General features: G+C 71.6%; 20 protein-coding genes and 4 pseudogenes. 12 read left to right on the top strand and 12 right to left on the bottom strand.

What is annotated here, in order from left to right; genetic code table 11:
- Positions 1-1000, top strand: a pseudogene (gene glpD, locus Y694_RS11245) (glycerol-3-phosphate dehydrogenase); the annotation flags it as partial.
- Positions 1001-1345: 345 nt separating this feature from the next.
- Here glpD and Y694_RS11240 read toward each other — a convergent pair.
- The 7 genes and pseudogenes from Y694_RS11240 to Y694_RS23360 all read right to left on the bottom strand — a co-directional run.
- Positions 1346-1531 (bottom strand): CsbD family protein, encoded by a 186-nt coding sequence (locus Y694_RS11240; protein ID WP_036232464.1) that lies wholly within the window; start codon positions 1529-1531, stop codon positions 1346-1348.
- Between the two features lie 163 nt (positions 1532-1694).
- Positions 1695-2669 (bottom strand): helix-turn-helix domain-containing protein, encoded by a 975-nt coding sequence (locus Y694_RS11235; protein WP_036248330.1) that lies wholly within the window; start codon positions 2667-2669, stop codon positions 1695-1697.
- Positions 2670-2784: 115 nt separating this feature from the next.
- Positions 2785-3183, bottom strand: a complete 399-nt coding sequence (locus Y694_RS11230; protein WP_011831234.1) for a cytochrome c — start codon at positions 3181-3183, stop codon at positions 2785-2787.
- Positions 3184-3205: 22 nt separating this feature from the next.
- On the bottom strand, positions 3206-4873 hold the full coding sequence (locus Y694_RS11225; protein ID WP_036232462.1) for a PQQ-binding-like beta-propeller repeat protein: 1668 nt from the start codon (positions 4871-4873) through the stop codon (positions 3206-3208).
- 188 nt (positions 4874-5061) lie between these two features.
- Complete coding sequence (locus Y694_RS11220) at positions 5062-5496, bottom strand: 2,4'-dihydroxyacetophenone dioxygenase family protein (RefSeq protein ID WP_011831232.1); 435 nt, start codon at positions 5494-5496, stop codon at positions 5062-5064.
- Positions 5497-5638: 142 nt separating this feature from the next.
- Positions 5639-6376: a GntR family transcriptional regulator gene (locus Y694_RS11215; RefSeq protein ID WP_036232461.1), complete on the bottom strand. Its 738-nt coding sequence runs from the start codon at positions 6374-6376 to the stop codon at positions 5639-5641.
- Positions 6377-6509: 133 nt separating this feature from the next.
- Positions 6510-7634 (bottom strand): annotated as a pseudogene (locus Y694_RS23360) (iron-containing alcohol dehydrogenase); the annotation flags it as partial.
- A 100-nt stretch (positions 7635-7734) separates the two neighbouring features.
- Here Y694_RS23360 and Y694_RS11200 point away from each other — a divergent pair.
- The 8 genes and pseudogenes from Y694_RS11200 to Y694_RS11170 all read left to right on the top strand — a co-directional run bounded on the left by Y694_RS11200 (position 7735) and on the right by Y694_RS11170 (position 15608).
- Positions 7735-8481, top strand: coding sequence for an alpha/beta fold hydrolase (locus tag Y694_RS11200; protein ID WP_036232454.1), 747 nt, complete (start codon positions 7735-7737; stop codon positions 8479-8481).
- 179 nt (positions 8482-8660) lie between these two features.
- The gene (gene dctP / locus Y694_RS11195) at positions 8661-9731 is read left to right on the top strand and encodes a TRAP transporter substrate-binding protein DctP (RefSeq protein WP_036232453.1); all 1071 of its coding nucleotides are present in this window, start codon (positions 8661-8663) and stop codon (positions 9729-9731) included.
- A gap of 70 nt (positions 9732-9801) precedes the next feature.
- A complete protein-coding gene (locus tag Y694_RS11190; protein ID WP_011831227.1) occupies positions 9802-10314 on the top strand; it encodes a TRAP transporter small permease subunit in 513 nt (170 codons plus the stop codon).
- 19 nt (positions 10315-10333) lie between these two features.
- Positions 10334-10906, top strand: a complete 573-nt coding sequence (locus Y694_RS26495; protein ID WP_253950342.1) for a TRAP transporter large permease subunit — start codon at positions 10334-10336, stop codon at positions 10904-10906.
- Positions 10891-11631, top strand: a complete 741-nt coding sequence (locus Y694_RS26490; RefSeq protein WP_255343792.1) for a TRAP transporter large permease subunit — start codon at positions 10891-10893, stop codon at positions 11629-11631. The genes Y694_RS26495 and Y694_RS26490 overlap by 16 nt, the downstream gene beginning before the upstream one ends.
- Positions 11632-11636: 5 nt before the next feature.
- On the top strand, positions 11637-12959 hold the full coding sequence (locus tag Y694_RS11180; protein WP_036232475.1) for an FAD-dependent oxidoreductase: 1323 nt from the start codon (positions 11637-11639) through the stop codon (positions 12957-12959).
- A 42-nt stretch (positions 12960-13001) separates the two neighbouring features.
- Positions 13002-14706, top strand: a pseudogene (locus Y694_RS11175) (dihydroxy-acid dehydratase).
- A 41-nt stretch (positions 14707-14747) separates the two neighbouring features.
- Positions 14748-15608, top strand: coding sequence for an oxaloacetate decarboxylase (locus tag Y694_RS11170; RefSeq protein WP_011831223.1), 861 nt, complete (start codon positions 14748-14750; stop codon positions 15606-15608).
- 19 nt (positions 15609-15627) lie between these two features.
- Here the strand turns inward: Y694_RS11170 and Y694_RS11165 are convergent, their stop codons facing one another.
- Together Y694_RS11165 and Y694_RS11160 are read right to left on the bottom strand one after the other, a co-directional pair.
- Entirely contained in the window at positions 15628-16566 is a 939-nt protein-coding gene (locus tag Y694_RS11165) for a recombination-associated protein RdgC (protein ID WP_036232451.1), read from the bottom strand.
- 99 nt (positions 16567-16665) lie between these two features.
- Entirely contained in the window at positions 16666-17259 is a 594-nt protein-coding gene (locus Y694_RS11160) for a YigZ family protein (protein WP_011831221.1), read from the bottom strand.
- A gap of 77 nt (positions 17260-17336) precedes the next feature.
- On the opposite strand from Y694_RS11160, the gene Y694_RS11155 reads away from it, so the two are divergent.
- Positions 17337-18341 (top strand): rhodanese-like domain-containing protein, encoded by a 1005-nt coding sequence (locus tag Y694_RS11155; protein ID WP_155935815.1) that lies wholly within the window; start codon positions 17337-17339, stop codon positions 18339-18341.
- Here Y694_RS11155 and Y694_RS11150 read toward each other — a convergent pair.
- Positions 18283-18471, bottom strand: a complete 189-nt coding sequence (locus Y694_RS11150) for a hypothetical protein (protein ID WP_036232445.1) — start codon at positions 18469-18471, stop codon at positions 18283-18285. The genes Y694_RS11155 and Y694_RS11150 overlap by 59 nt on opposite strands.
- A 157-nt stretch (positions 18472-18628) precedes the next feature.
- Here Y694_RS11150 and Y694_RS11145 point away from each other — a divergent pair, with 157 nt between their 5' ends.
- The gene (locus Y694_RS11145) at positions 18629-19456 is read left to right on the top strand and encodes an AraC family transcriptional regulator (RefSeq protein ID WP_036232444.1); all 828 of its coding nucleotides are present in this window, start codon (positions 18629-18631) and stop codon (positions 19454-19456) included.
- Positions 19457-19478: 22 nt separating this feature from the next.
- Here the strand turns inward: Y694_RS11145 and Y694_RS11140 are convergent, their stop codons facing one another.
- Positions 19479-20075, bottom strand: coding sequence for a hypothetical protein (locus Y694_RS11140; RefSeq protein ID WP_036232442.1), 597 nt, complete (start codon positions 20073-20075; stop codon positions 19479-19481).
- Between the two features lie 149 nt (positions 20076-20224).
- On the opposite strand from Y694_RS11140, the pseudogene Y694_RS11135 reads away from it, so the two are divergent.
- Positions 20225-21230, top strand: a pseudogene (locus tag Y694_RS11135) (DMT family transporter).
- On the opposite strand, the gene Y694_RS11130 reads toward Y694_RS11135, so the two are convergent.
- Positions 21208-23001 carry a hypothetical protein gene (locus tag Y694_RS11130; protein ID WP_036232440.1) on the bottom strand — a complete coding sequence of 598 codons (1794 nt, stop codon included), beginning with the start codon at positions 22999-23001 and terminating at the stop codon, positions 21208-21210. The pseudogene Y694_RS11135 and the gene Y694_RS11130 overlap by 23 nt on opposite strands.
- Positions 23002-23103 lie beyond the last annotated feature (102 nt).

Genomic DNA, 23103 nt, shown 5'->3' with positions numbered 1-23103 from the left:
CGCCATGCGGCCGGCTGGCGCGTCACGCTGCAGCGCGCGGGCGAGGCGGCGGTGAGTGGCAGGCCCGCGCGCTGGTCAACGCGGCCGTCCCTGGGCCGCGAGCTTCCTGCGCGACACGGTGGTGTCGGCGCACGGCGAAGCACTCGCCACGCGCCAGCTGCGGCTGGTGAAGGGCAGCCACATCGTCGTGCCGCGGCTGTTCGACCACGCGCACGCCTACCTGTTCCAGAACCCGGACCGCCGCATCGTCTTCGCCATCCCCTACGAGCGAGACTTCACGCTGATCGGCACCACCGACGTCGAACTGCACGGTGACCCCGGCGACGCCGTCGCCAGCGAGGCCGAGATCGCCTATCTGTGCGAGCAGGTCAGCCGCTACTTCGCGCGCCCGGTCGTGCCAGGCGACGTGCGCTGGTCCTATGCCGGCGTGCGGCCCCTGCTCGACGAGGCCGACGGCGACGAGGCGAGCGCCGTGACGCGCGACTACCTGCTCGAGACGCACGCCGACGGCGCCCCACTGCTCACGGTCTGGGGCGGCAAGATCACCACCTTCCGCAAGCTGGCCGAGGAAGCGGCGGGCGCCATCGGGCGCCTGCTCGGCGACGAACGCGCCGCGTGGACTGCGTCGGCAGTGCTGCCCGGCGGGGACCTGTCGGCCTGGACCGGCATGCCGCCGGGCACGCCGGCCGAGGACTTCGAGCGTTTCGTGAAGGCGCTCGGGCATCGGCACGCCTGGCTGCCGACGCCGCTGGCCCTTCGGCTGGCTCGCGCCTACGGCACGCGTGCGACGGACTGGCTGGGCGAGGCCCGCTGCCTGGACGACTTGGGGCTCGAGATCGCTCCCGGGCTGCACGAAGCCGAGCTGGCCCATCTGCAGCGCGACGAGTGGGCCGTGACGGCCGACGACGCCCTCTGGCGGCGGTCCAAGCTCGGTCTTCACCTCGACGCCCGCCAGCGCGCGGGCGTGAGCGACTGGTTCGCTGCACGCACTGGCGCCTGAGCGGACGCGTGGCGGGCGCCGCCGGTCAGGCCGCGGTGGCCATCGGTGGCGGCATGCCAGGCGGTTCGCGCACCGGCAGAGGCACGTCGGAGGGGGCGGGTCGGTGATCTCCGGCGGCTGCACGTCCGGGCGCGGCGGTGCGGGTGGAATCACCTCCGGCGGTGGCGGGTGCGACGCCGGCGGCGACGGGAGTTCTGCGCACCGCTGAGGCGGGCGCACGACCCCACCGGCGGCGCGGAACGGCGTCAGCGAGACGCGCGCGATGGGCCGACGAGCCGTTGTCGCGCCTGGGTGCAGCGCCGCGTACGGATGCAGTGAATCGAGATTCATCGTGCGCCGGCGCGATCAGGTCTTGTCGATCAGGTCCTTGGCCTTTTCCTTGGCATCGCCATAGGACGCCTGGGTCTTGCCGGTGACCTGGTCCACGCGGCCCTCGGTCTCGAGCTTCTCGCTGCCGACGACCTTGCCCGCGACTTCCTTGACCTTGCCCTTGGCCTGCTCGATGCGGCCCTTCAGTTGGTCGTTGTTCATTGGCGAATCCTTCCATCCATGCAAACGGTCGGCGGCGCCCCGCGGGATGCCGGACGCCCGACCGATGGAAAGATGGTGCCGGGGGCGCCGGCCCCTGTCTGCCGGCAGCGTGCTCGTCGGCGTGTAGGACGGGGGCGCACGGACCCCGGACTCGCTGCGCTTGTCAGCGGCGGCAATGCCCCGGCGGATGGCCGAAATGCTGCTTGAAGACGCGGCTGAAGTGCGCCGGGTCGGTGAAGCCCCACTGGTAGGCGATCTCGGCCACGCTGTGTTCGCGGTAGGACGGGTTGCTCAGCGCCTCGCCGCAGCGCTCGAGACGCTGCTGGCGGATGTAGGCCGACACGCTCTGCCCGGTCTTGCCGAACAGCAGGTGCAGGTAGCGCGGCGAGATGTGGTGCGCCTGCGCGATGCTGCCCGGCGTCAGCGTCTCGTCCTGCAGATGGTCGAGGATGTAGTCCTGCACCCGCTTGAGCTGCTGCAGCGACAGGCCGCGCGGCGCCGGTTCGAGGCGGCAGGACATCGCCGCCGTCAGCAGCTCGACGGTGGCGCGCCGCACCGCGCTCAGCTCGCCCGCCTCCAGATCCTCGAGCTGCGAGGCCAGCGACTCGATGTGCGAGTACAGCACCGCGCCGATGCCCGAACGGCTGTCGAGCACCGTGCCGCGGAAGCGCCCGGTGCGTGGCAGCCGCTCCTTCACGTCGTCCCACGGCAGGATCAGCGAGACCTTGTGCAGCCGCTCGGTCACCGTGAATTCCATCGGCTGGTCGCTGGTCCAGATGACCAGATCGCCCGGCCCGACGGCCACGCGCTCGTCACCGGCACGCAGCGACTCGCGCCCCGAACGGGTGATCTGCACGCCGATGTAGGCCGCCCCTTCCTGGCTCACATGGCGCGGCAGCCGGCGCCCGCCGCAGGGGTCGCAGAGGCACTCGACCACGCGCAGCCCGGCCACATCGCGGTGCCGCAGACGCGCGTTGAACTCCGGTGCCACGCGGTCCGGCACCTGCCAGCGGCGGAAGTTGTCGCTCAGCGCGGCCTCCCAGGCGTCGGTGCGGTCGGCCAGGGCCACGTCCGTGGTCGACCACCAGGGCGGCTCGGGCAACGAGGCGGGGACGGTCGGCGAGGCGCTCGCTTCCATGTCGGGTTTCCTGGCGCGGCAACGGCCGGCGCTCCGGCGCAGCGTAGTGAGATTCCGGCCGCGGCACGAGAGGGAAACCCATGGGGCGCCCCGGCCGGGCGGCGGTGCGGATCCGCTAGGGCTGGGCGCGCGGCTGGCCGCCGAGCGAGCGAATGAAGGCCGTGATGCGCCAGATGTCCTCGTCGGACAGCGAGCCCTTCCAGGCCGGCATCACGTTCGCGCCCCGCTTGCGGCCATTGGTGATCACGTCGTGGATCTGCACCGGGTCCCAGTCGACACGCTCGCGGAACGGTCGGTTCTTGCCGGAGTCGCCTTCCTTGCCGTGGCAGTAGGCGCAGATCTGGCCGAACTTCTCGCGGCCGGCCTGCACCCACTCCGGATTGCGCAGCTCCTCGGCGCTGGGAACGGCCGCCGCTTCCTGGGCCTGCGCGGTCGACAGGCCGGTGAGCAGCAGCGCAACCGCGGCGATCCGCCAGGCCGGGCCGGCGGTGTCAGGGGGTCGCATTCTCGTCATCGACAGGTCCCGTCCATCCGCGCTATTCCAGCGTGAAGGCGATCAGCGCCGCGCCGCCGCGCACGTTCTTGAACTCCGGCCACGGGATGGACGCGAAACCCGGGAACAGCGAGCCGAAGCCGGTCGCCGCGACGATGTACTGCTTGCCGCCGGCCGAGTAGCTGACGATGCCGCCGCGCATGCCCGAGCCGACGTTGAAGGACCACAGCGTCTTGCCGGTCCGGTCGTCGTAGGCCGACAGCAGACCGCGCGGATCGCCGTTGAAGATCAGGCCGCCGCCGGTGGCCAGCACATGCGCCAGCCCCGGGGCCTCGAAGTCCAGCCGCCAGGCCTGCTTGCCGGTCACCGGGTCATGGGCCACCAGCCGTGCGGACGCCTTCTTGCCCGGCGGCGGGATGATCTCCAGCTCGGCCACGTCGTAGTAGCCCTGCGAGAACGCCAGCTGGTCGATCGGCTGCTGCTTCATCACGACGCGGTTGCAGATCTCGTAGGCGTTCGTGTACCAGAGCTTTGTCTTCGGGCTGTAGGCGCCCGCGTTCCAGCTGCGCACGCCCAGCGCGCTGGGGCAGAACACCTCGCTCTGGCCGGACTTCGGCGGATTGCGTCCGATCAGCGCGCCGGTCTTCGGGTCCACGCCCTTGATCCAGTTCATCTCCTCGGCGATCCGCCAGACGTCCTGCACCGCGCCGGTCTTGCGGTCGTAGACCGAGACGAAGCCCCCCTTGTTGAGGTGCATCATCAGTTCCTGGCCGTTCTTCTCGAACATCACGAACTCGTAGGCCGAGTCGAAATCCCAGGCGTCGTTCGGCACCTCCTGGTGGTGCCACTTGATGCGGCCGGTGGACGGTTCGAGCGCGAGCACCGTCGCGGTGTAGAGGTTGTCGCCCGAGCGCAGCTCGGCATTGAAGTCCGGCGCCGGGTTCGAGGTGCCGATGAAGAAGGTGTCGTTCTTCGCGTCGTACTGGCCGGGCAGCCAGGCACCGCCGCCGCCGACCTTGATGGTGTCGCCGGGCCAGCTCTTCGGGTCGTCCTTCAGCAGCTCCATGGTCCAGGCCTTCTCGCCGGTGTCGGCCTTCAGCGCATAGAGCCTGGAGCGCTGCGCCAGGTCGCCGCCGGTCGGGCCGGCGATCAGCACGTCGCCGGCCAGGATGGGCGGCGAGGTGAAGTTGCAGCCGTGGCAGGTCTTGGGGTCGGTGAGCTTCACCTTCCAGAGTTCCTTGCCGGTCTTCTGGTCGAGCGCGATCAGGTGGCCGTCCGAGGCGCCGATGAAGACCTTGCCGCGGCCGACCGTCACGCCGCGGTTGTAGAAACCGAACACCGACTTCTCCTGCACCGCGTCGAGCTCGGGGATGTATTCCCAGAGCTGCCGGCCGGTGGCGGCGTCGAGCGCGAAGCTGCGGTTGTTCGACGCGCTGTAGTACAGCACGCCGTCGAGCGCGATCGGCGTGGCCTGCAGGCCCTGCGCGATCTCGCCGGGCTGGTGGATCCACGCCACCTTCAGCTTCTTGACGTTCTTCCGGTTGATCTGGTCGAGCGGGCTGTAGCGCCAGCCGCGCCAGTCGCCGTGGTAGTCGGGCCAGTTCTTGCCGGTCTCCTCGGCGCTGCCCGTGCCGGTGCAGAGCAGCAGGGCGGCTGCAGCGGCCAGGACGGCGAGCGATCGTTTTCGCAGAACGTCGAGCTTCGGGATCACGGTGACTCCTCCGTTGGGTTCTTCTCGAGTGCCGGGTGCCGGCGCGCGGCATGTCCGGCCGGCGCAGGGCGTGGCAGCTTAGGTCTGCGTGCGGTGCGCGCGCGTCGCCAAGGTGACGTGCGGGCCGGCACCCCGTGCAAGTCCGGGGGTGCCGCGCGCCGGAGGCGCGCCTTCCCGCAAGCTTCGGCTCACGCCGCCCAGGCGCCCTGCGCGTCCTCCCAGCCGATCACGGCGATCGGCGAGCCGTCGGGCTTCACGAAGGTGAGAGGTCCGAGGAAGCTCATGTAGAACTCGCTCGCCACCGGGAACTCGGTCTTGTCGTGGCGTGCGTTGGCTGACTCGTAGCCGTAGCCTGGCGCGATGGCGGTGTCGCCGCCGGCGGCCTTGCCGCCGCGCACATCCATCTTGCCCTTGGTCAGGAAGTACTCGCCGGGGCCGACGTGGACGTGCGCCGCGAACGACGAGCCCGCCGGGCAGTCGAAGATCGCCGTCCACGAGCCCATCTCGGGCGAGACATGCAGCAGTTTCCAGCGGATGCCGCCGGTGGAGAACGCCGCAGGGAACGGCTTCCAGTCCACCTGGTCCATCTGCACGTACTCTTCCTTGATCTTCGACTTCAGCATGTCGCGTCTCCTGCGGGTCGGCGTGGCGTGGCGGGATCGGTCGATCCCCGAGACGGCACGATAGCGAGGCCGCGGCTGCCGCCCTAGTCTCAGCGCGCAGCCCGGCTTGACCGGGAGCGAAATTCAGCGCAAACCCTAGGGCCTAGAAGTCGGTGCTGACCGTGGCCTTGGTGAAGGCCTCGTTGTGGTCGATCAGGTCTTCCATGGCGCGGGCCGCTGCCGCCTCGTCGCGCTGCGAGATCGCGCGCGCGAGCGCCCCGTGCAGCTTGGCCATCAACGGCGTGTCGGCCGCCTGGCGGTAGTGCAGGTACCAGAATCGCCGCGACAGGCCGTGCATCAGGCCCATGGCGCCGGCCGCGAACTCGTTGCGCGCGGCGCGCAGCGACAGGTCGTTGAACTCCTTGTCCGCGCGGATGAAGCGCGTCTCGTCGTCCTGCTTCCCGGCCGCGTCGAACTCCCGGGCCAGCTCCTCGAAGCGTGCGCGCTCGGGCTCGGTGGCGCGCCGTGCGGCGCAGCGCACCACGAGGCGCTCCACCTCGCGGCGGGTCTCCAGGAGCCGCAGCTGGCGCTTGATGTCGATCTCGGACACCAGCACGCCGCGCTGCGGCAGGATGGACACCAGGTGCTCGCGTGCCAGCCGCTGCAGCGCCTCGCGCACCGGGGTGCGCCCGATCTGCAGTCGCGCGGACAGCTCGGCCTCGGAGATCGCGGCCCCGGGCAGCAGCTCCAGCTTCACGATCATCTCCTCGATCAGCTCGTAGGCGGTGGCGGTCAGGCTGCGAGGCTTGGTGGCGGTGGCGCCGCCGCCGTGGGCGGCCCCTGCCGTGCGGGAGCGGGTCGTCGTCGCCTTGGGGGTCTTCCTGGCCGCAGTCTTCTTCATGGCGTCTCGATTCCCGACAGTTCACCAGCATAAGCGCGCCGGACGATGGCTGCGTAGTCGGCCTCGGGGGTTGTTGGGGATAGGCCCTGGCTAGCCGCGTCACCGCGAGTCCGTCGTGCACCAGCTGGTCGAGCGCACGCTCCGGCACGCCGAACGCGGCCAGGTCGGCCGGCACGCCGAGCTCCTGCACCAGCGCGCGCGTCCGGACGGACGCCTGGCGCGCCATCGCATCGCTGTCGGCGCGCGGCACGCCGGCCATCGCGGCGATGTCGGCCAGCTCCTCGCGGCGCGAGGGCCGCAGCGCATCCATCACGTAGGGCAGTAGGGCGGCATTGGTGCTGCCGTGCGAGGCGTGCGTGAGCCCGGCCAGCGCGTAGGCGAGGCCGTGCACAGCGTTCAGGCCGGCCGACGCATAGGACATCGCGGCGAACAGGCTCGCGTAGGCCATGCCGGTGCGGGCCTGAAGGTCGTCGGGCACGTGATAGGCGCGGGGCAGGTGCGCGAAGCACAGCGTGATGGCCTCGCGCGCGAACATCGTCGTCAGGCGGTTGCGGCCGCTGTACGACGGGTCGGCGTCGCCCCCGGTGTCGAAGCGCGTGGCGTCCATCGTCAGGTAGGACTCGATCGCGTGCGTCAGCGCGTCGAGTCCGGCGTCGGCGGTGACCTTCGGCGGGCAGCTCAGCGTGAGCTCCGGGTCGATCACGGCGATCGCCGGGCGCAGCGCATTGCCCATCACGGCGACCTTGGTGGCGCTGCTGTGCTGCAGCAGGATGGCGCCCGGCGTGATCTCCGAGCCGGTGCCCGAGGTGGTGGGCATCGCCAGCATCGGCAGCGGGCTGCCGGGGAAGCGTGTCGTGCCGACGAAGCTCGCGACCGGTCGGCGGAACGGCAGCGTGAGGCACAGTGCCTTGGCGAGGTCGATGTTGCTGCCGCCGCCGAGCGCGATGACGTGGTCGATGCGCGCGGCGCCCGGGCGTGCCAGCAGCTCCTCGGTCGCGCTGTCGCACAGCTCGGTCGACGGGTCGGGCTCGCCGCCGTCGAACACCAGCGACTCCAGGCCCTCGGCCGCCAGCGAGCGCACCAGCGCGTCGACCACCGTCGTGCGGCCCGAGAAATGGCGGTCGGTGACGATCAGCGCGCAGCGCCAACGCTGCGCGGCGCACAGCGCGGCCACGCGATGGCGTGCGCCGGCGGCCAGCAGCACGCGCGAAGGCGTGCAGAAGTAGAGGGTCTCGTCGGCGCTGACTGGGGTGTGCATCGGCTGGGCTCGTGGGTCGGACGGGCACGCGACCCGGCGACGCGGGAAAGGCGTCGTGCAATACTAGTAAGACATTACTAATATATCAATAGGAGACACCATGCCCTCACCGTTCCCGTCGCTGCTCGGGCGCCTGGACTGCCGGGTGTTCGGCCAGGGCCGGCCGCTGGTGCTGCTGCACGGCATCCAGGGCACGGCCGAGGCCTGGTTGCCGGTCGCGCAGCGGCTCGCCGACACGCACCGCTGCGTGCTGCCCAACCTGCCGGGCCGTGCCGCCTCGCCGCGCTGGCGCACGGCCGACGACGGGCCGATCGAGCGCTACTACCACCTCGACCACTACGCGGGCCTGCTGCACGAGCTGCTGCAGGCGATCGGCCAGCCGGTGGTGCTGGCGGGGTGGAGCATGGGCGTCAGCGTGATCCTGCGGATGGCGGCGCTGCACGGGCTGGGCGCGGTCGAGCGGCTGGTGCTGGTGTCGGGCACGATGCGCGCCGGCCCGCCGGAGGCCACCTGGTTTCACGCTGCGGACATCGACGCCCTGCGCAGCGAGGCGCGACAGCGCGCGGAGCGCCTGGGACTGACGCAGGTGGCCGACGCCGAGGCGGTGGCGTGGTCGTGGCAGTCGGCGCGCGGCCTCGACCTGTCGGTCGGAGCGGTGCGCATCGCGTGCCCCACGCGGGTGGTGCACGGCGAGACCGACGATCAGTGCCCGCTCGCGCATGGCAGGGCGCTCGCAGCGGCGATCGCCGGCGCGCAATGGCTGGCGCTGCCGGGCGTCGGCCACAACGTCCTGGGCGCCGAACCGGCACGGCTCGCGGCCGCCATCACGGCGGAAAACCCGCGTTGACATGCATCAAAGAGATTACTAGGATTTAACTAATACATCAGTGGTATTCAGAAACTGGTGCGAGGCCTGCGGCAGCAGGTCGCACCGCCCTGCCGGCGGCGTCGAGAGGCGCCGTCTCCTCGCCACCGCACCCGATCCAGGCCGCCAGAGCCATCGATCCAACCCCACGGAGACAAACCATGAAGCGTCGCAATTTCGTCAACGTCACCCTGGGCAGCGCCGGCCTCTTCGCCGCGGCCGGCGCGCTGGCCCAGACCGCCGGTCCGAGCTACAGCTGGAAGATGGCCACCGGCTGGGCCGGTGGCCCCATCATGGACATCGGCGCCAAGGCCTTCGCCGAGCGCATGGAGTTCTTCTCGGGCGGGCGCTTCAAGATCCAGACCTTCCCGGGCGGTGGTCTCGGCAATGCGCTGAAGGTGCCCGAGACGGTGAAGAACGGCCTGGCCGAATGCGGCCACACCTGGATGGGCTACGACTGGGGCAAGGACCCGACGACGGTGCTGTTCGGTGGCTACGCCGGCACCTTCGACACCGAGCGCATGCTGCACTGGCTCTATGAATCCGGTGGCGCCGACCTGCAGCGTCAGTTCCGCGAGGACACGGACGGCGTGATCTCGATGCCGCTGTTCATCCGTACCGCCGAGGTCTTCCTGCACTCGCGCAAGCCCGTCAAGAGCCTGGCCGACCTGAAGGGCCTGAAGCTGCGCACCGCCGGTGCCTGGCTGGAGATGTCCAAGGACCTCGGTGCCGCGCCGGTGACCACCGCCGCCGGTGACGTGTTCCCGATGCTCGAGCGCGGCGCGATCGACGCTACCGAGTGGGGCACCCCGTGGGAGAACGTGTCGCCCGGCTTCTACAAGGTCGCCAAGTACCTCAGCTACCCCGGCGTGCACCAGCCGACCGCGCCGTTCGAACTGGTGATCAACAAGGACGTGTGGGCCAAGCTGAGCCCCAACGACAAGAAGCTGATCGAGGTGGTCGCCAAGATGGTGACGATGGAAACCTACCTGCGCATCGGCGCCGAAGACGCGAAGGCGATGGAGTTCTACAAGAAGCAGGGCGTGACGCTGGTGCACCTGGACGACGAGGTCCAGTACACGGCCCGCAAGATCGGCCTCGACTGGGCCGAGGCCACGGCCAAGGAGAACAAGCACAAGTGGTTCGCGCGCGTGCACAAGAGCCAGGTCGAGTTCGACGCGGCCTGGAAGGACGCCGACGACTGGCGCAAGGTGAAGGTCAAGCGCGCCTGATCCGGGTGTCGTCTGGCCGGAAGGGTCCGCCTGCGAGGCGGGCCCGCCCCGTTATCCACTGGAGTCGCGATTGAACCGCCTCATCGTCTTGCTGGAGCGCCTGGTCGTGGCGGTCGGCATCGCCGCGGCGATGCTGCTCGTGCCGCTGGTGCTCGCCACCGCCTGGGAGGTCGTCGCGCGCTACGCGTTCGGCGCGCCCACCATCTGGGCCTACGAGGTCGGCTACCTGCTGACCGGCTCGCACTTCCTGCTCGGGCTGGCCTACACGCTGCGCCAGGGTGAGCACATCCGCATCGACGTGCTCAGCGCCCGCATCGGGCCGACGACCCGGCGCCGCATCGACGCCGTCGCCTACGCCGTCGTGCTGCCGCTGCTGGTGTGGCTGAGCGTGGCGCTCTTCAACTACTTCATGGCCGGCTACACGCGCGGCGAGACCTCCGGGCAGTCGGCGCTGAATCTGCCGGTGTGGCCGTTCCGCGCGGTCTTCGTCCTGTCGTTCACGATGTTCGCTCTGCAGGTGTTCTGCGAACTGCTGAAGTCGCTGATGGCCCCGAAGAACGATCAAGAGGCTCAGCCGTCATGAGCGATTACCTGCCTTCTTCATGCTGCCGCTGGCCTTCACGCTGATGTTCCTCGGCGTGCAGGTGGCGTTCGCGATGATGCTGACCGCGGCCGCCTTCGGGCTGGCCATCTTCGGTCCCAACGTCATCCACCAGTTCGTCGAGAAGATCGACGACCTGTCGTCGAACTTCGTGTTCGCCGCGGTGCCGCTGTTCGTCTTCATGGGCGCGATGCTCGAGAAGTCGGGCATCGCCGACCGCCTGTTCGAGGCCATCCACATCTGGACGCGCCGCCTGCCCGGCGGCCTGGCGATCGCCACGGTGTTGATGTGCATCGTGTTCGCGGCCTCCAGCGGCGTGATCGGCGCGACCGAGTCGGTGGTGGGCCTGCTCACGATCCCGATCATGCTGCGCTACGGCTACAACAAGAGCCTGATCAGCGGCACCATCTGCGCCGGCGGCTCGCTGGGCACCATCATCCCGCCGTCGGTCGTGGTGGTCGTGATGGGCCCGCTGGCCAACCTGTCGGTCGGCGACCTGATGTACGGCATGGTGCTGCCGGGCTTCCTGATGGCCGGGCTCTACCTCGCTACATCTTCGTGCTGTGCATCGTGAAGCCGGAGATGGGGCGGCGCATCCCGCCGGAGCCCGGCGATCCGACCTTCATGCAGAAGATCGCCATCACCACCCGCAACCTGGTGCCGCCGCTGGGCATGATCGTCGCGGTGCTCGGCTCCATCCTGCTGGGGCTGGCGTCGCCGACCGAGGCGGCCGCGATCGGCGCGCTCTGCTCGGTGGGACTGACCGTGCTCTACGGCCGCTTCACCTGGCCGGGGCTGTACGAGTCGCTGCTGAAGACGCTGCGCGTCACCGCGATGATCATGTTCGTGCTGCTGGGCGGCACGCTGTTCACCGGCGTCTTCATCGGCGGCGGCGGCATCAATCTCGCCAGCTCGATGATCACGCACCTGGACCTGTCGCCGTGGGCGCTGCTGGGGATGATGCTGTTCATCCTGTTCATCGCCGGCTTCTTCCTCGACTGGATCTCGATCGTGCTGATCTTCCTGCCGATCTTCACGCCGCTGGTCACCGCGGCGGGCTTCGATCCGGTGTGGTTCTGCATCCTGTTCCTGATCATGATCCAGACCAGCTACCTGACGCCGCCGATGGCGCCGGCCATCTTCTACCTGCGTGCCGTGGCACCGCCGGAGATCACGATGCGGCACATGTACTGGGGAATGATCCCGTTCATCGCGCTGCAGGTCATCACGCTGGCCTGCACGCTGATGTGGCCCCAGCTCGTGACCTGGCTGCCGAGCGTCGCGATGCAGATGAGGTGATGGCGATGGATGCGAGACCGGGTCAGCGTGTCGAGGTCGACGTGCTCGTGGTCGGCGGCGGCGCCACCGGCGTGGCCGCGGCAACCGTCGCGGCCCGCGCCGGGCTGAAGACCTTGCTGGTGGAGCGCTACGGCTTCTGCGGCGGCGGCGCGGTGGCGGGCCTGTCGGGCACCGTCTGCGGACTCTACGAAGCCGAGGAGGCGCCGCGGCGGCCGAAGCAGATCGTGCACGGCTTCGTCGACGACTTCATCGCCGCGATGGAGCAACGCGGCGGACTGGCCGAGCCGGTGCTCTACGGCAAGACCTGGACCCGGGTGCACGAGCCGCTGGCGTGGCGCGAATCGGCCGATGCGCTGCTGGGCTCGGCCGGCGTGCAGCTCGCGTACCACGCGCTGGCGACCGGCGTGCACCGCGACGGCGACCGCATCGACGGCGCAACGGTGTGGACCAAGGGCGGCCTGCTCGATGTGCGCGCCGGCCTCACGATCGACGCCAGCGGCGATGCCGACCTGGTGGCGATGGCCGGCCTCGAGACCTACTGCGGTGCCGATGGCGTGGTGCAGAACCCGACGATGATCTTCCGCCTGCAGGGCGTGGACGTGGCGCGTTTCAAGGCGGCCTACGGCAGCGACACCATCATGCCGCCCGAGGTCACGGCGCTGATCGCTGCCGCGGCCGACGCCGGCTACGCCTTGCCGCGCCAGAAGATCTGGCTGTTCGAGACCACGCGTCCCGGCGAGCTGCTGTGCAACTGCACGCGCGTGCGCGGCGCCGACGGGCGCGAGCTGAACTGCATCGACGGCGACGACTTCACCGAGGCCGAGGTCGAGGGCCGCCGCCAGGTGCGCGAGTACGCCCGCTTCTTCAAGGACCGGCTGGCCGGCTGCGAGGCGAGCTGGGTCAACGACACCGCGGTGCAGGTGGGCGTGCGCCAGACCCGCCAGGCACGCGGCCTGGCGACGCTGCGCAACGAGGACGTGGTGCGGGGCAGCAAGTTCGCCGACGGCGTCGCGCGCTCGCCCTGGCCCATCGAGCTGCACGCCGGCAGCAAGCCGCGCGTGCAGTGGCTGCTGAACGACTGGTACGAGGTGCCCTGGGGCTGCTTCGTGCCCGAGCGCGGCGAGGGCCTGCTGTTCGGCGGGCGCTGCCTGTCGGCCGAGCACGAGGCCGTGGCCTCGGCGCGCGTCACCGCGCAGTGCTTCTCCTATGGCCACGCGCTGGGCGTGGCCGCCACCGTGGCGCTGCGCGAGCGCACGCCGGTGCGGGCCATTCCGGGCAGCGTGATCCGCGAGCTGCTGAACCGGCAGGGCGCCCGCCTCGACGGCTGACACAGGCCTCCCTCACCCCTTCCTTCCCTGCACCCGAACACCATGGCCCGTTCCTTCCGCAGCAATTTCGAGCCCGGTTCCACGCGCTGGGCGGTGCGTCATGCGCAGTGGAGCGCGATGGGCATCGCCGAGGCCGATTTCGACAAGCCCAAGATCGCCGTCGTCAACACCTCCAGCGGCCTGTCGGTGTGCTTCCAGCACCTCGACGGCATCGCGAAGCGGGTGGCCGAGGCGATCCGCGCCGCCGGCGGGCTGCCGCTGGAGATCCGCACCGCGGCGCCGTCCGACTTCGTCACCAGCGCGGGCCGCCAGGGCCGCTACCTGATGCCCACGCGCGACCTGATCGTCAACGACATCGAGGTGCAGGTCGAGGGCGCGGAACTCGACGGCATGCTGCTGCTGTCGAGCTGCGACAAGACCACGCCGGCCCACCTGATGGCCGCCGGCCGCCTGGACGTGCCCAGCCTGGTGCTGGCCTGCGGCTACCAGCTCGGCCGCCAGTGCGGCGAGCACCACGTCGACATCGAGGAGGTCTACAAGGCGGTCGGTACCGTCAAGGCCGGCCAGATGGACCTCGACACGCTGCAGGGCATGTGCCGTGTGGCGATCGACGGCCCCGGCGTATGCGCCGGTCTTGCCACTGCCAACTCGATGCACTGCCTGGCCGAGGCGCTGGGCATGGCGCTGCCCGGCAACGCGCCGGTGCGCGCCGACGGCCCGCGGCTGCATGCGCTGGCGGCGCAGGCCGGAGCACGCATCGTCGAGATGGTGCAGCAGGACCTGCGGCCGCGCGCCATCCTCACGCCCGGCGCCTTCCGCAACGCGGTGCGCTTCGCGGTGGCGACCGGCTGCTCGGTCAACGTGATGCGCCACCTGATCGCCATCGCGATCGAGTCCGAGTGCCCGGTCGATGTGATCGCGGAGTTCGAGCGCGCCGCCGACGAGGTGCCGATGCTCACGCGCATCCGGCCCAACGGGCCGGACCGCATCGAGACCTTCGAGGCCGCGGGCGGCGTGCGCGGCGTGCTCCGGCAGCTGGCGCCGCAGCTCGACCGCGAGGTGCTCACCGCCGACGGCCGGCGCCTGGGCGCGCTGATCGACGAGACCCCGGCGCCCGACGTCGCCTGCATTCGGCCGCTGGCCGATCCGTTCGCGCGCGAGCCGGGGGCTGATGATCATCCGCGGCTCGCTCGCGCCCGACGGCGCGCTGGTCAAGCTGGCGGCGGTGCCGGCGGCGATCCGCCGCTTCCGCGGCGAGGCCCGGGTGTTCGAGGACGAGGCGCTGGCGATCGAGGGCCTGAAGACCGGCGCGGTGCGCCCGGGTCAGGTGATCGTGCTGCGCATGCTGGGCCCGAAGGGCGGGCCGGGCACGGTGTTCGCGGCCAGTTTCATGGCCGCGCTCGTTGGCGCCGGGCTGGGCAGCGAGGTGGCGGTGGTCACCGATGGCGAACTGTCGGGCCTGAACAGCGGCATCACCATCGGCCAGGTGATGCCGGAGGCGGCCGAGGGCGGCCCGCTGGCGGCGGTGCGCGACGGCGACGCGATCGAGATCGACCTGACGGCGCGCCGCATCGAACTGCAGGTGCCGGCCGAGGAGGTGGCACGCCGGCTCGAAGGCTTCGTGCCGCCGGAGCCGGGCGGCCGCTTCGGCTGGCTGCACCTGTACGGCACACTGGTGCAGCCGCTGTCCAGGGGCGCGGTGCTCGGTGTGCGGCCGGTGCTGACGCCGGCGGACCCGCAGCGCTGAAGCCGCCGCCGCGGCCGCAGCAACGACAGGAGCAGCACGCGATGAGCGGAAACGAAAGCGTCGCGGCCCGGGCCGCGGCCCAGGCCGAACGCGCCGGGCGACTGCGCGCACTGCACGAGCGCGACGGCGCGTTCGTGATCCCCAACCCGTGGGATGCCGGCTCGGCGAAGCTGCTGGCCGCGATGGGCTTCGAGGCGCTGGCCACCACCAGCGCCGGCTATGCGTTCTCGATCGGCCGGCCGGACATGGAGGGCGCGGTCACGCGCGACGAGACCTTCGCCAACGCCCGCGCGATCGTCGAGGCCACCGAGCTGCCGGTGTCGGCCGACCTGGAGAACGGCTTCGGCGACGATCCGGCCTCCTGCGCCGAGACCGTGCGCATGGCCGCGCGGGCCGGCCTGGTGGGCGGCTCGATCGAGGACGCCAGCGGCCGTCGCGATGCGCCGATCTATCCCTTCGACTTGGCGGTCGACCGCGTCCGGGCCGCGGTGCGCACGGCGAGGACGCTGCCGTTCCCGTTCGTGCTGACCGCGCGCGCGGAGAACCTGCTGCACGGCCGCATCGACCTCGCCGACACCCTCCGCCGGCTCGAGGCCTACGCCGAGGCCGGTGCCGACGTGCTGTACGCCCCCGGGCTGAAGACGCCCGAGGACATCGCCGCGGTGGTGAAGGCGGTCGCGCCGCGGCCCGTCAACGTGGTGATGGGCCTGGCGGGCGCGGCGCTGTCGTTCGACGAGCTCCAGCACCTGGGCGTCAAGCGCATCAGCGTGGGCTCGTCGCTGGCGCGCGCCGCCTACGGGGCCTTCCTGCGCGCGGCGCACGAGATCCGCGCCGACGGCACGTTCACCTACGCCGAGGCGGCCGTGCCGTTCGGCGAGATCAACGCGATGTTCCGCCGCTGAGGCGCCCGCGGCGCCGCGCTCAGGCCGCCTTCAGTTCCGGCAGCGGTGACGCGCCGGCGAAGGGATCGGCCTCGCCGCCCAGCGCGTCGACCAGGTCGGGGATGAGCTGCACCAGCTCGCCGGTGGCGATGGCGACATCGGCATCGAAGGCCGCATCGGCGTCGGCGCGGCCGGGGTGGGCGTCGAACACGCCGTCGAGGAAGTCGAGCTTCTTGATCTGCCCCGCGTCGGTCAGCACGAAGGACACGCGGCCCTGCCAGGTCAGGGCCAGCCGCGTCGGCCGCTTGCCCTCGCCGATGTGCTGCCGCACCTCGTCGGTGTCGAGCCGGTGGCGCGCATAGCGCACCACCGACTTCTGCTCGTCGTCGGACTTCAGCTCGCACTCGCGGTCCACCGAGAAGGCCTGTGGCGGCTCGCCGTCGGCCAGCCAGGCGGCCATCGCGGTCGCGGCCGACAGAGCGGTCTGCAGCGGTGCGACCGGCAGGCCGTCGAGCACCTTGACCAGGTGCGTGACCACGTCGCCAGCGCGCGCCGGGCTGCTGGCGTCGACGATCAGCAGGCGCCGCTGCGGGTCGAGCCAGACGCGGAACGTCGCGCGTTTCGTGAATGCCATCGGCAGCAGCTCCAGGGCCGCCTGCTCCTTCAGCTCCTTCAGGTGCTTGCGGCCCGGCTTGCGGCCGGTGTCGTGCTCGGCGCGCTGCGCCAGCTCGTCGGTGCGGCGCTTCACCACGGCGGCCGGCAGCAGCTTCTGCTCGACCATCAGCGTCGCCAGCCACTGGCCTGCGACGCTCTCGACCAGCGCGCCGTGCGCCTGCCCGCGCGGCGGCACCCAGCCGGCCGACAGGGCCTGCGTGGCGCCGCATTCGGTGAAGCGCGCGGTGGCGAGGCGCTCCTCGATCTGCGTCGCGCTGCCCGACCACTCGGGGCCGATGCGGTAGACCGTCAGGTTCTTGAACAAGGCAATCCTCTCTCTGCTGCAGCGTCGGCCGGCCGCTCTTGCGGCCTGGCCGGGGAGGGGCGATTGTCCATGGTCGGCGCCTGTCGGCCGGGCCGGGGCTCAGTCCGACGGCGCCACCCAGACCAGCCGGCCCTGGCCGCCGTCGTCGAGCCGACGCCGCAGCGCCGCGGCGTCGCCCTCGGGCAGGCTGAACTGCAGCTCCACATGCATGCCGTGGCTGACCTGCAGCGTGCCGGCGCCGGCGGCGTCGAGCTCGCGGCGCAGCCAGCCTTCGAGCGCATAGGGCAGCACGCAGCGCAGCGTCTGCAGTCGCTGCAGCGGCCGCTTGTCGGCGCCGAGCAGGGCCTGGGCCACCGCGTCGGTGTAGGCGCGCACCAGGCCGCCGGCGCCGAGCTTCACGCCGCCGAAGTAGCGCACCACGGTGGCCAGCACGCCATCGAGATCCTGGTGGCGCAGCACCTCCAGCATCGGTCGGCCCGCGGTGCCGCCGGGCTCGCCGTCGTCGACCGCCGCCGAGGCGCCACCGGCCAGCAGTGCCCAGCACACGTGCGCGGCCCCGGGGTGCAGGGTCCGCAGCGCGGCCACGCGCAGCAGTGCCGCGGGCCGGTCGGCCACCGGCTCGACGCAGCCGATGAAGCGGCTCTTGCGGATCAGCAGTTCGCTGTGGACGGCGGTGGCCAGGGTGCTGGGCATGGGCGCGCAGCATAGCCGGCACGGCGGCGCGCGCTGTGCTCGAATGCCGGCTTCGCCACTCTTGCGGAACGCAGCGCGTGCAGGCCCTCATCGCCCTCGTCGTCCAGCACGGCCTGATCGTCGTGTTCGCCACCACGCTGGCGGCGCGCATCGGCGTGCCGCTGCCGGCCGCGCCGTTGCTGGTGGTGGCCGGCGGCCTGGCGGTCGGCGGCACGCTGTCGCTGCCGGCGCTGCTGGCGGTTGCGGTCGTCGCCAACGTGCTGGGCGATGCGGCATGGTTCGTTGCCGGGCGGCACCATGGGCATCGCGTGCTCGGGCTGCTGTGCCGCATCTCGCTGTCGCCCGATTCCTGCGTGCGCCAGAGCGAGGCGCTGATCCTGCGCTGGGGCGGCAGCTCGCTGGTGGCGGCCAAGTTCGTGCCCGGCGTCTCGGTCGTCGCGGCGCCGATGGCCGGTGCGGTGGGGATGAGCGCCGCGCGCTTCGTCGCCTACGACGCGCTGGGCGGGGCCGTCTGGTCGCTGGTGTTCCTGGGTCTGGGCGCGGTGTTCAGCACGCAGATCCAGGCGCTGCTCGACGTGCTGGCCCGGGCTGGCGCCGCGGCGACCGCGCTGCTGCTGCTGGCCGTCGCCGGCTTCGTGCTGTGGCGCTACCTGCGGCGGCGGCGCTTCCGCAACGCCGCAGCGATGTCCCGCATCACGCAGGCCGAACTGCAGGCGCTGATCGATGAGGGCGCAGAGCCCGTGATCCTCGACGTGCGCTCCGGCGCCGCCGCTGGGCTCGATCTGCGCCACATTCCCGGCGCATGGCGCGTGGAGTTGAGCGAGGTCGCGACGCATGCGTCGCAGTTGCCGCGCGACCGCGAGATCGTGCTGTATTGCAACTGCCCCAACGAGGCCTCGGCGGCCACCGCCGCGCAGGCGCTGCGGGCGGCGGGGTTGCCGCGCGTGCGACCGCTGGCCGGCGGACTGGAGGGCTGGGCGGCGATGGGCCGCGCGGTGGCCGAGGGCCGGCCGCCGCCGCTGTCTAGGAAGTGGGCGCTGCAGGCGCCATCTGCTTGCAGACGTTGCCGCCGACGATGGTGAGCCGCAGGCTGCCGCCATGCCACTCGAGCCAGTTCAGGGCCACGTAGTCGGCGATGACGCCGGCGTCGATGAGGTCGGCGCGCCGTTGTTTCAGGTGGTCGACGGTCTGCCGCAGGCCATCGCGCAGCATCTCGCGACGTGGGTCGGGGCGGGCAGCCGCCGGCAGGGAGCGCCGCTTGGGCGTCGGGGGGCGTTGGAGGGCGATAAGGTTCTCCAGGAGCGGGCCCCCACAGTAACAGCAGTGGCGCGACGGGGCCAGGCATTTCTCCGCATGCCATGATCCCCAGATGAAGGGCGTGCCGCCGCATTTCGACCACCCGCTCGATGCCGTCGAGTTCCGCCGCCCGGGCCACCGCGAGGGCGTCGAGCTGTACCGCGCGCACATCGTGCGCCACGCCTTCGAGCCGCACACCCACGAGGCCTTCGGCCTGGGCGCCATCGAGTCGGGTGTCGAGCGCTTCCGCTACCGCGGCGCGGACCACCTGGCGCCGGCCGACTCGCTGGTGCTGATGAACCCCGACGAACTGCACACCGGCCGCGCCGAGACCGACGGCGGCTGGCGCTACCGCATGGTCTACCTCGATGTCGACGTGGTCGAGCGCATCAGCGGCGAGCGCGGCTGGCATTTCGGCGACGCGGTGGGCCACGACGCGCCACGCGCGCGCCGCGTCGGTGCGCTGCTGCAGCGGCTCTGGCAGGCCGACGAGCCGCTCGCGTTCGACAGCCTGCTGCACACGCTGCTGGCCGAGTTCCGCAGCCACGCCCGCGTGGCACGTGAGAGCCCGGCCGAAGGCGCGCTGCGTTTCGCGCCGGTGGTGGACTATCTGCGCGCCCATCTCGATCGCCGGCTCACGCTCGACGAACTGGCGGCGGTGGCCGGCCTCAGCCCCTTCCATTTCCTGCGCCGCTTCAAGGCGCAGTACCACGTCACGCCGCAGCAGATGCTGATGGCGCTGCGGCTGTTCGAGGCCAAGCGCCTGCTGGCGGCCGGCGACCCGGCGGCGCAGGTCGCCGCGGCCACCGGGCTCACCGACCAGGCGCACCTGACGCGCAGCTTCGCGCGCCGCTACGGCGTCACGCCGGCGCGTTACCAGCGGCAGGTGCGACGGCGCTAGTCGGCCGGGCGCGCGGCCCGGCTCAAGGGAAGGCCGGCACGTCCGGCTCCACGCCCTCGAAATGCGCTTCCGGGTGGGTGGACTGCAGCAGCGACTCGATCTCCTGCACGCGCGAGCGCGGCACGTCGACCATCAACAGCAGCTGGCCGTCCGCGAGCGCGCTCTCGAAGCGGCGCAGCCGTCCGCTCGGTGCGGCGATGCCGATCATGCTCGACGACCAGGCCCCCAGCAGGCCGCCCAGTACCGCGAGCACCGCCGCCATCGCCCACTGCGGCGAATCGAGCGCCGACCGCAGTTCGGCGCCGCTCCAGTCGGACGACGCGAACACCGCGCGCAGCGCCGCCAGCCCCGACTCGGCGCCGCCGACGATCGGGAAGAACATCGCGGCCAGCACGCCGATCACCGCACCGCCGAGCCCGCCGATCACCAGCCCGGCCTGCGCCGAGCGCAGCAGGTCGGAGGTCTGCAGCAGGTTCGCGGCGTGCAACCCGGACAGGTCGGCGTTCTCGCGCGCGACGAAGTGGATGTGGGCGTCGCCGATGCGGGCGAGCAGCAGGTCGTTCATGGTCCGCCTGGCGCTCGTCAGATCGGGCAGCAGCCAATAGATGCGTCTGCGCATGGCACCCTCCTTCTGTGGTCGCGGGGGCCCACCCCGCGGGGTGATCGACGTTCCGCTTATACGCCGGCCCATTCATGCGTCGCAAGCAGGGTCAAGGCGCAAGCCGGTACAAGACCGCCTGCGCGGCGGGCGGCTACGCTCGCGGGATCATGTGGATCGGAACCCTGTTCGCGCTGTCCGCCGGCCTGATGTGGGGCCTGGTGTTCATCGCCCCGACCTTGCTGGCCGACTACCCGGCGGCCCTGCTGTCGTTCGCGCGCTATCTCGCCTTCGGGCTGATCGCGCTGCCGCTGGCGTGGCTGGACCGCGCGCGCCTCGCGCAGTTCACGCGTGCCGACTGGCGCGAGGCGCTGCGCCTGTCGCTGGTCGGCAACCTGCTGTACTACCTGTGCCTCGCGGCGGCCATCCAGCGCGCCGGCGGGCCGCTGCCGACGATGATCATCGGCACGCTGCCCGTGGTGATCGCGATCACCTCCAACCTGCGCGACGCCGCGCGCGACGGCCGGCTGCCCTGGGGCCGGCTGCGCCCTCGCTGGCGCTCATCGCGGCCGGCATCGGCTGCGTCACCAGGCCGAGCTCGCCGCGCTGCGCGCCGACCCGCAGGCCGACCTGGGCCGCTACGCCGTCGGCGCGCTGCTGGCCGTCGGTGCGGTGGCGTGCTGGACCTGGTACCCGCTGCGCAACGCCGACTGGCTGCGCGCACATGCCGACCGCAGCCCGCGCACCTGGGCCACCGCGCAGGGCGTGGCGACCCTGCTGCCGGCGGCACTGGGCTTCGCGGCGTTCTGGGCCTGGAACGCGCTGCAGGGCGGCGGCTTCGACATGCCGTTCGGACCGACGCCCGGGCGCTTCATCGGGCTGATGCTGGCGATCGGGCTGTTCGCGTCGTGGCTGGGCACGCTGTGCTGGAACGAGGCCAGCCAGCGGCTGCCGACCTCGCTGGTCGGCCAGCTCATCGTGTTCGAGACGCTGTCGGCGCTGGCCTATGCCTACGCGCTGCGCCAGGAATGGCCCGGTCCGCTCACGATCGCCGGCGTGGCGCTGTTGATCGCCGGCGTGATGTGGGCGCTGCGGGTGCGCCCCCGAGCCGCTGGCGGCGGAGGCGCACGCGGCCTGAGCGCCGCCCGGCGCGCTACTCGCAGGCCCCGGCGCTGAACAGCTCGCCGGCCACCTGCGCGAACGACTGCTGCAGCACCGTGAGCTCGGTCTCGGCGCGCGCGCCGCCCTTGCTGCCGTCCTCGACATGTTCGGTCGTCTGCAGCTTGCTGACGGGCGCGCGCTGGCGCGGCGTCATGGTGACGTTGAGCGTGAGCTTGTGCGACGGCAGCACGCGCGGCACGCCGCGCATCCGCTCGCGCACCTGGCGCTGGCAGCTGGCGCGGTCGGTGCCCGGCAGTTTCAGACCGAGCGGCACGCCGCCGATCGACACGCCCTGCGTGCAGGCACGCAGCGCGCTCTCGAGCTTGTCGTACTCGGGGTTGTCGACCCGGGAACGCGCCCACTCGATGACGTCGACGCCGATGCGGCAGCGCGCGCTCGCATCCTGCTGCGGCACCACCGGACGGCCGGCGGACTCGCTCAGCCACGATGCGACGTAGGTGGTCCAGTTGGGGTTGACGCGGCCGCGCTGCTTCACGCCTTCCAGCGCGACCGGCACGCCGCGCACCACGGTGCGGAAGCGGTCGCCGACCAGGCGGTCGATGACGTCGAAACGCAGCACGTCCACGCGGTCGTCGGCCTCGCGCACGCTCACCACGATGCCGGCGAAGCGGCCGTTCGAGCGCACGATCGAGCCGCTGTCGGACTGGATGATGCGCAGCTTGTCCTCGAAGGCCAGCGTGTGCCATTGCGAGGTGCCGCCGGCCGCGCGCAGCCGCACGATGGTCTCGCGGCCGCCGGGGTAGTGGCGCACCACCTCGAAGGGCGCGTTCGCGGCAGCGGCGGCGGGCGCCACTTCCGACGCATCGGGCCAGCGGTCGTTGCAGGCCACGACGGAGCGCGCCGGCAGTTCGATCAGTGCCAGGTCCTCGGTGCGCGACGGGTTGTAGTAGATACGCTGTCCGGTGGCCTTGCCGCCCTGGCGGTCGGTGACGGTGATGTCGGCGCCGGTCTCCGCGACCACGTGGCCGGCGGTGACGACGAGGCAGTTGTCGCCGCGCCGAAAGCCGTAGCCCGAGCCGTTCGAGTCGCCCTGGCGGATGTCGACCGGCTCGGCGCCGGCGGTGGAGATCAGGGCCGGTGCCAGCAGCAGACCGAACCATCGGGCGATCGGGAGGGGTGTCATCGGGCAGGAGGGTGGGTCGTCAGGGGCGGGTCGAAACAGCCCGGGCAGCGTGGTGACCGTCTGCGCCAGCGTGCCGAGCAGCAGCAGGGTGGCCGCGAACATCTGCACGAACTGCAGCGAGACGAAGCGGTTCCACCAGGTGACGGCGACGGCGCGCTGTTCGCCGCCGTGCTGCGCGATGCCGATGCGCGCGGTCGTCACGTGCAGCTTCACGTCGAGTGCGCGATCCTTGTTGTCGTAGACGATGCCGGTGGCGCTCACCGGCGTGGTGCCCAGGCAGGCGAGCTGCGCGGGCGCCTCGGCATGCATCAGGCAGGCATGCGTGTCGACGCGGCTGCCGGCGTCCAGGGCCTCCTCGATCACCGGCACGCTGCGGTCGGTGAAGGGCTCGCGGGTGCGCGCCTCGAGCTTGCCCTCGCGCAGCAGCGGCGAGGTGGTCTGCTGCCAGCCGCCGCCGTGGCGCAGCAGTTCCCCCAGCACCACGCGGCCGCTCAGCAGCAGCACGGTACCGGACGGCTTGTCGTCCTCGTCCTTCTGCGGGCCCGCCGCGGCGGGCCGCGTCGTCCTCACGCTCAGCGCGCGCGGTCCCTTCGCGGGATCGGTCGGCAGTTCCAGCACCTGGTCGTCGACCGTCACCACCACCGCGGGCTGGCCGGTCTGGGGCGATGCAGCGCGCGTGCAGCGGGCCGCGGGTCAGGTCGATGCGCCACAAGCCGTCGGGGCGCCGCTCCAGCACCGCGCGCG

Origin of the sequence: Methylibium sp. T29-B (assembly GCF_000576225.1) — a bacterium.
Classification (GTDB): Bacteria; Pseudomonadota; Gammaproteobacteria; order Burkholderiales; family Burkholderiaceae_C; genus Methylibium; species Methylibium petroleiphilum.
This window is presented reverse-complemented; position numbering and strand designations above follow the sequence as displayed.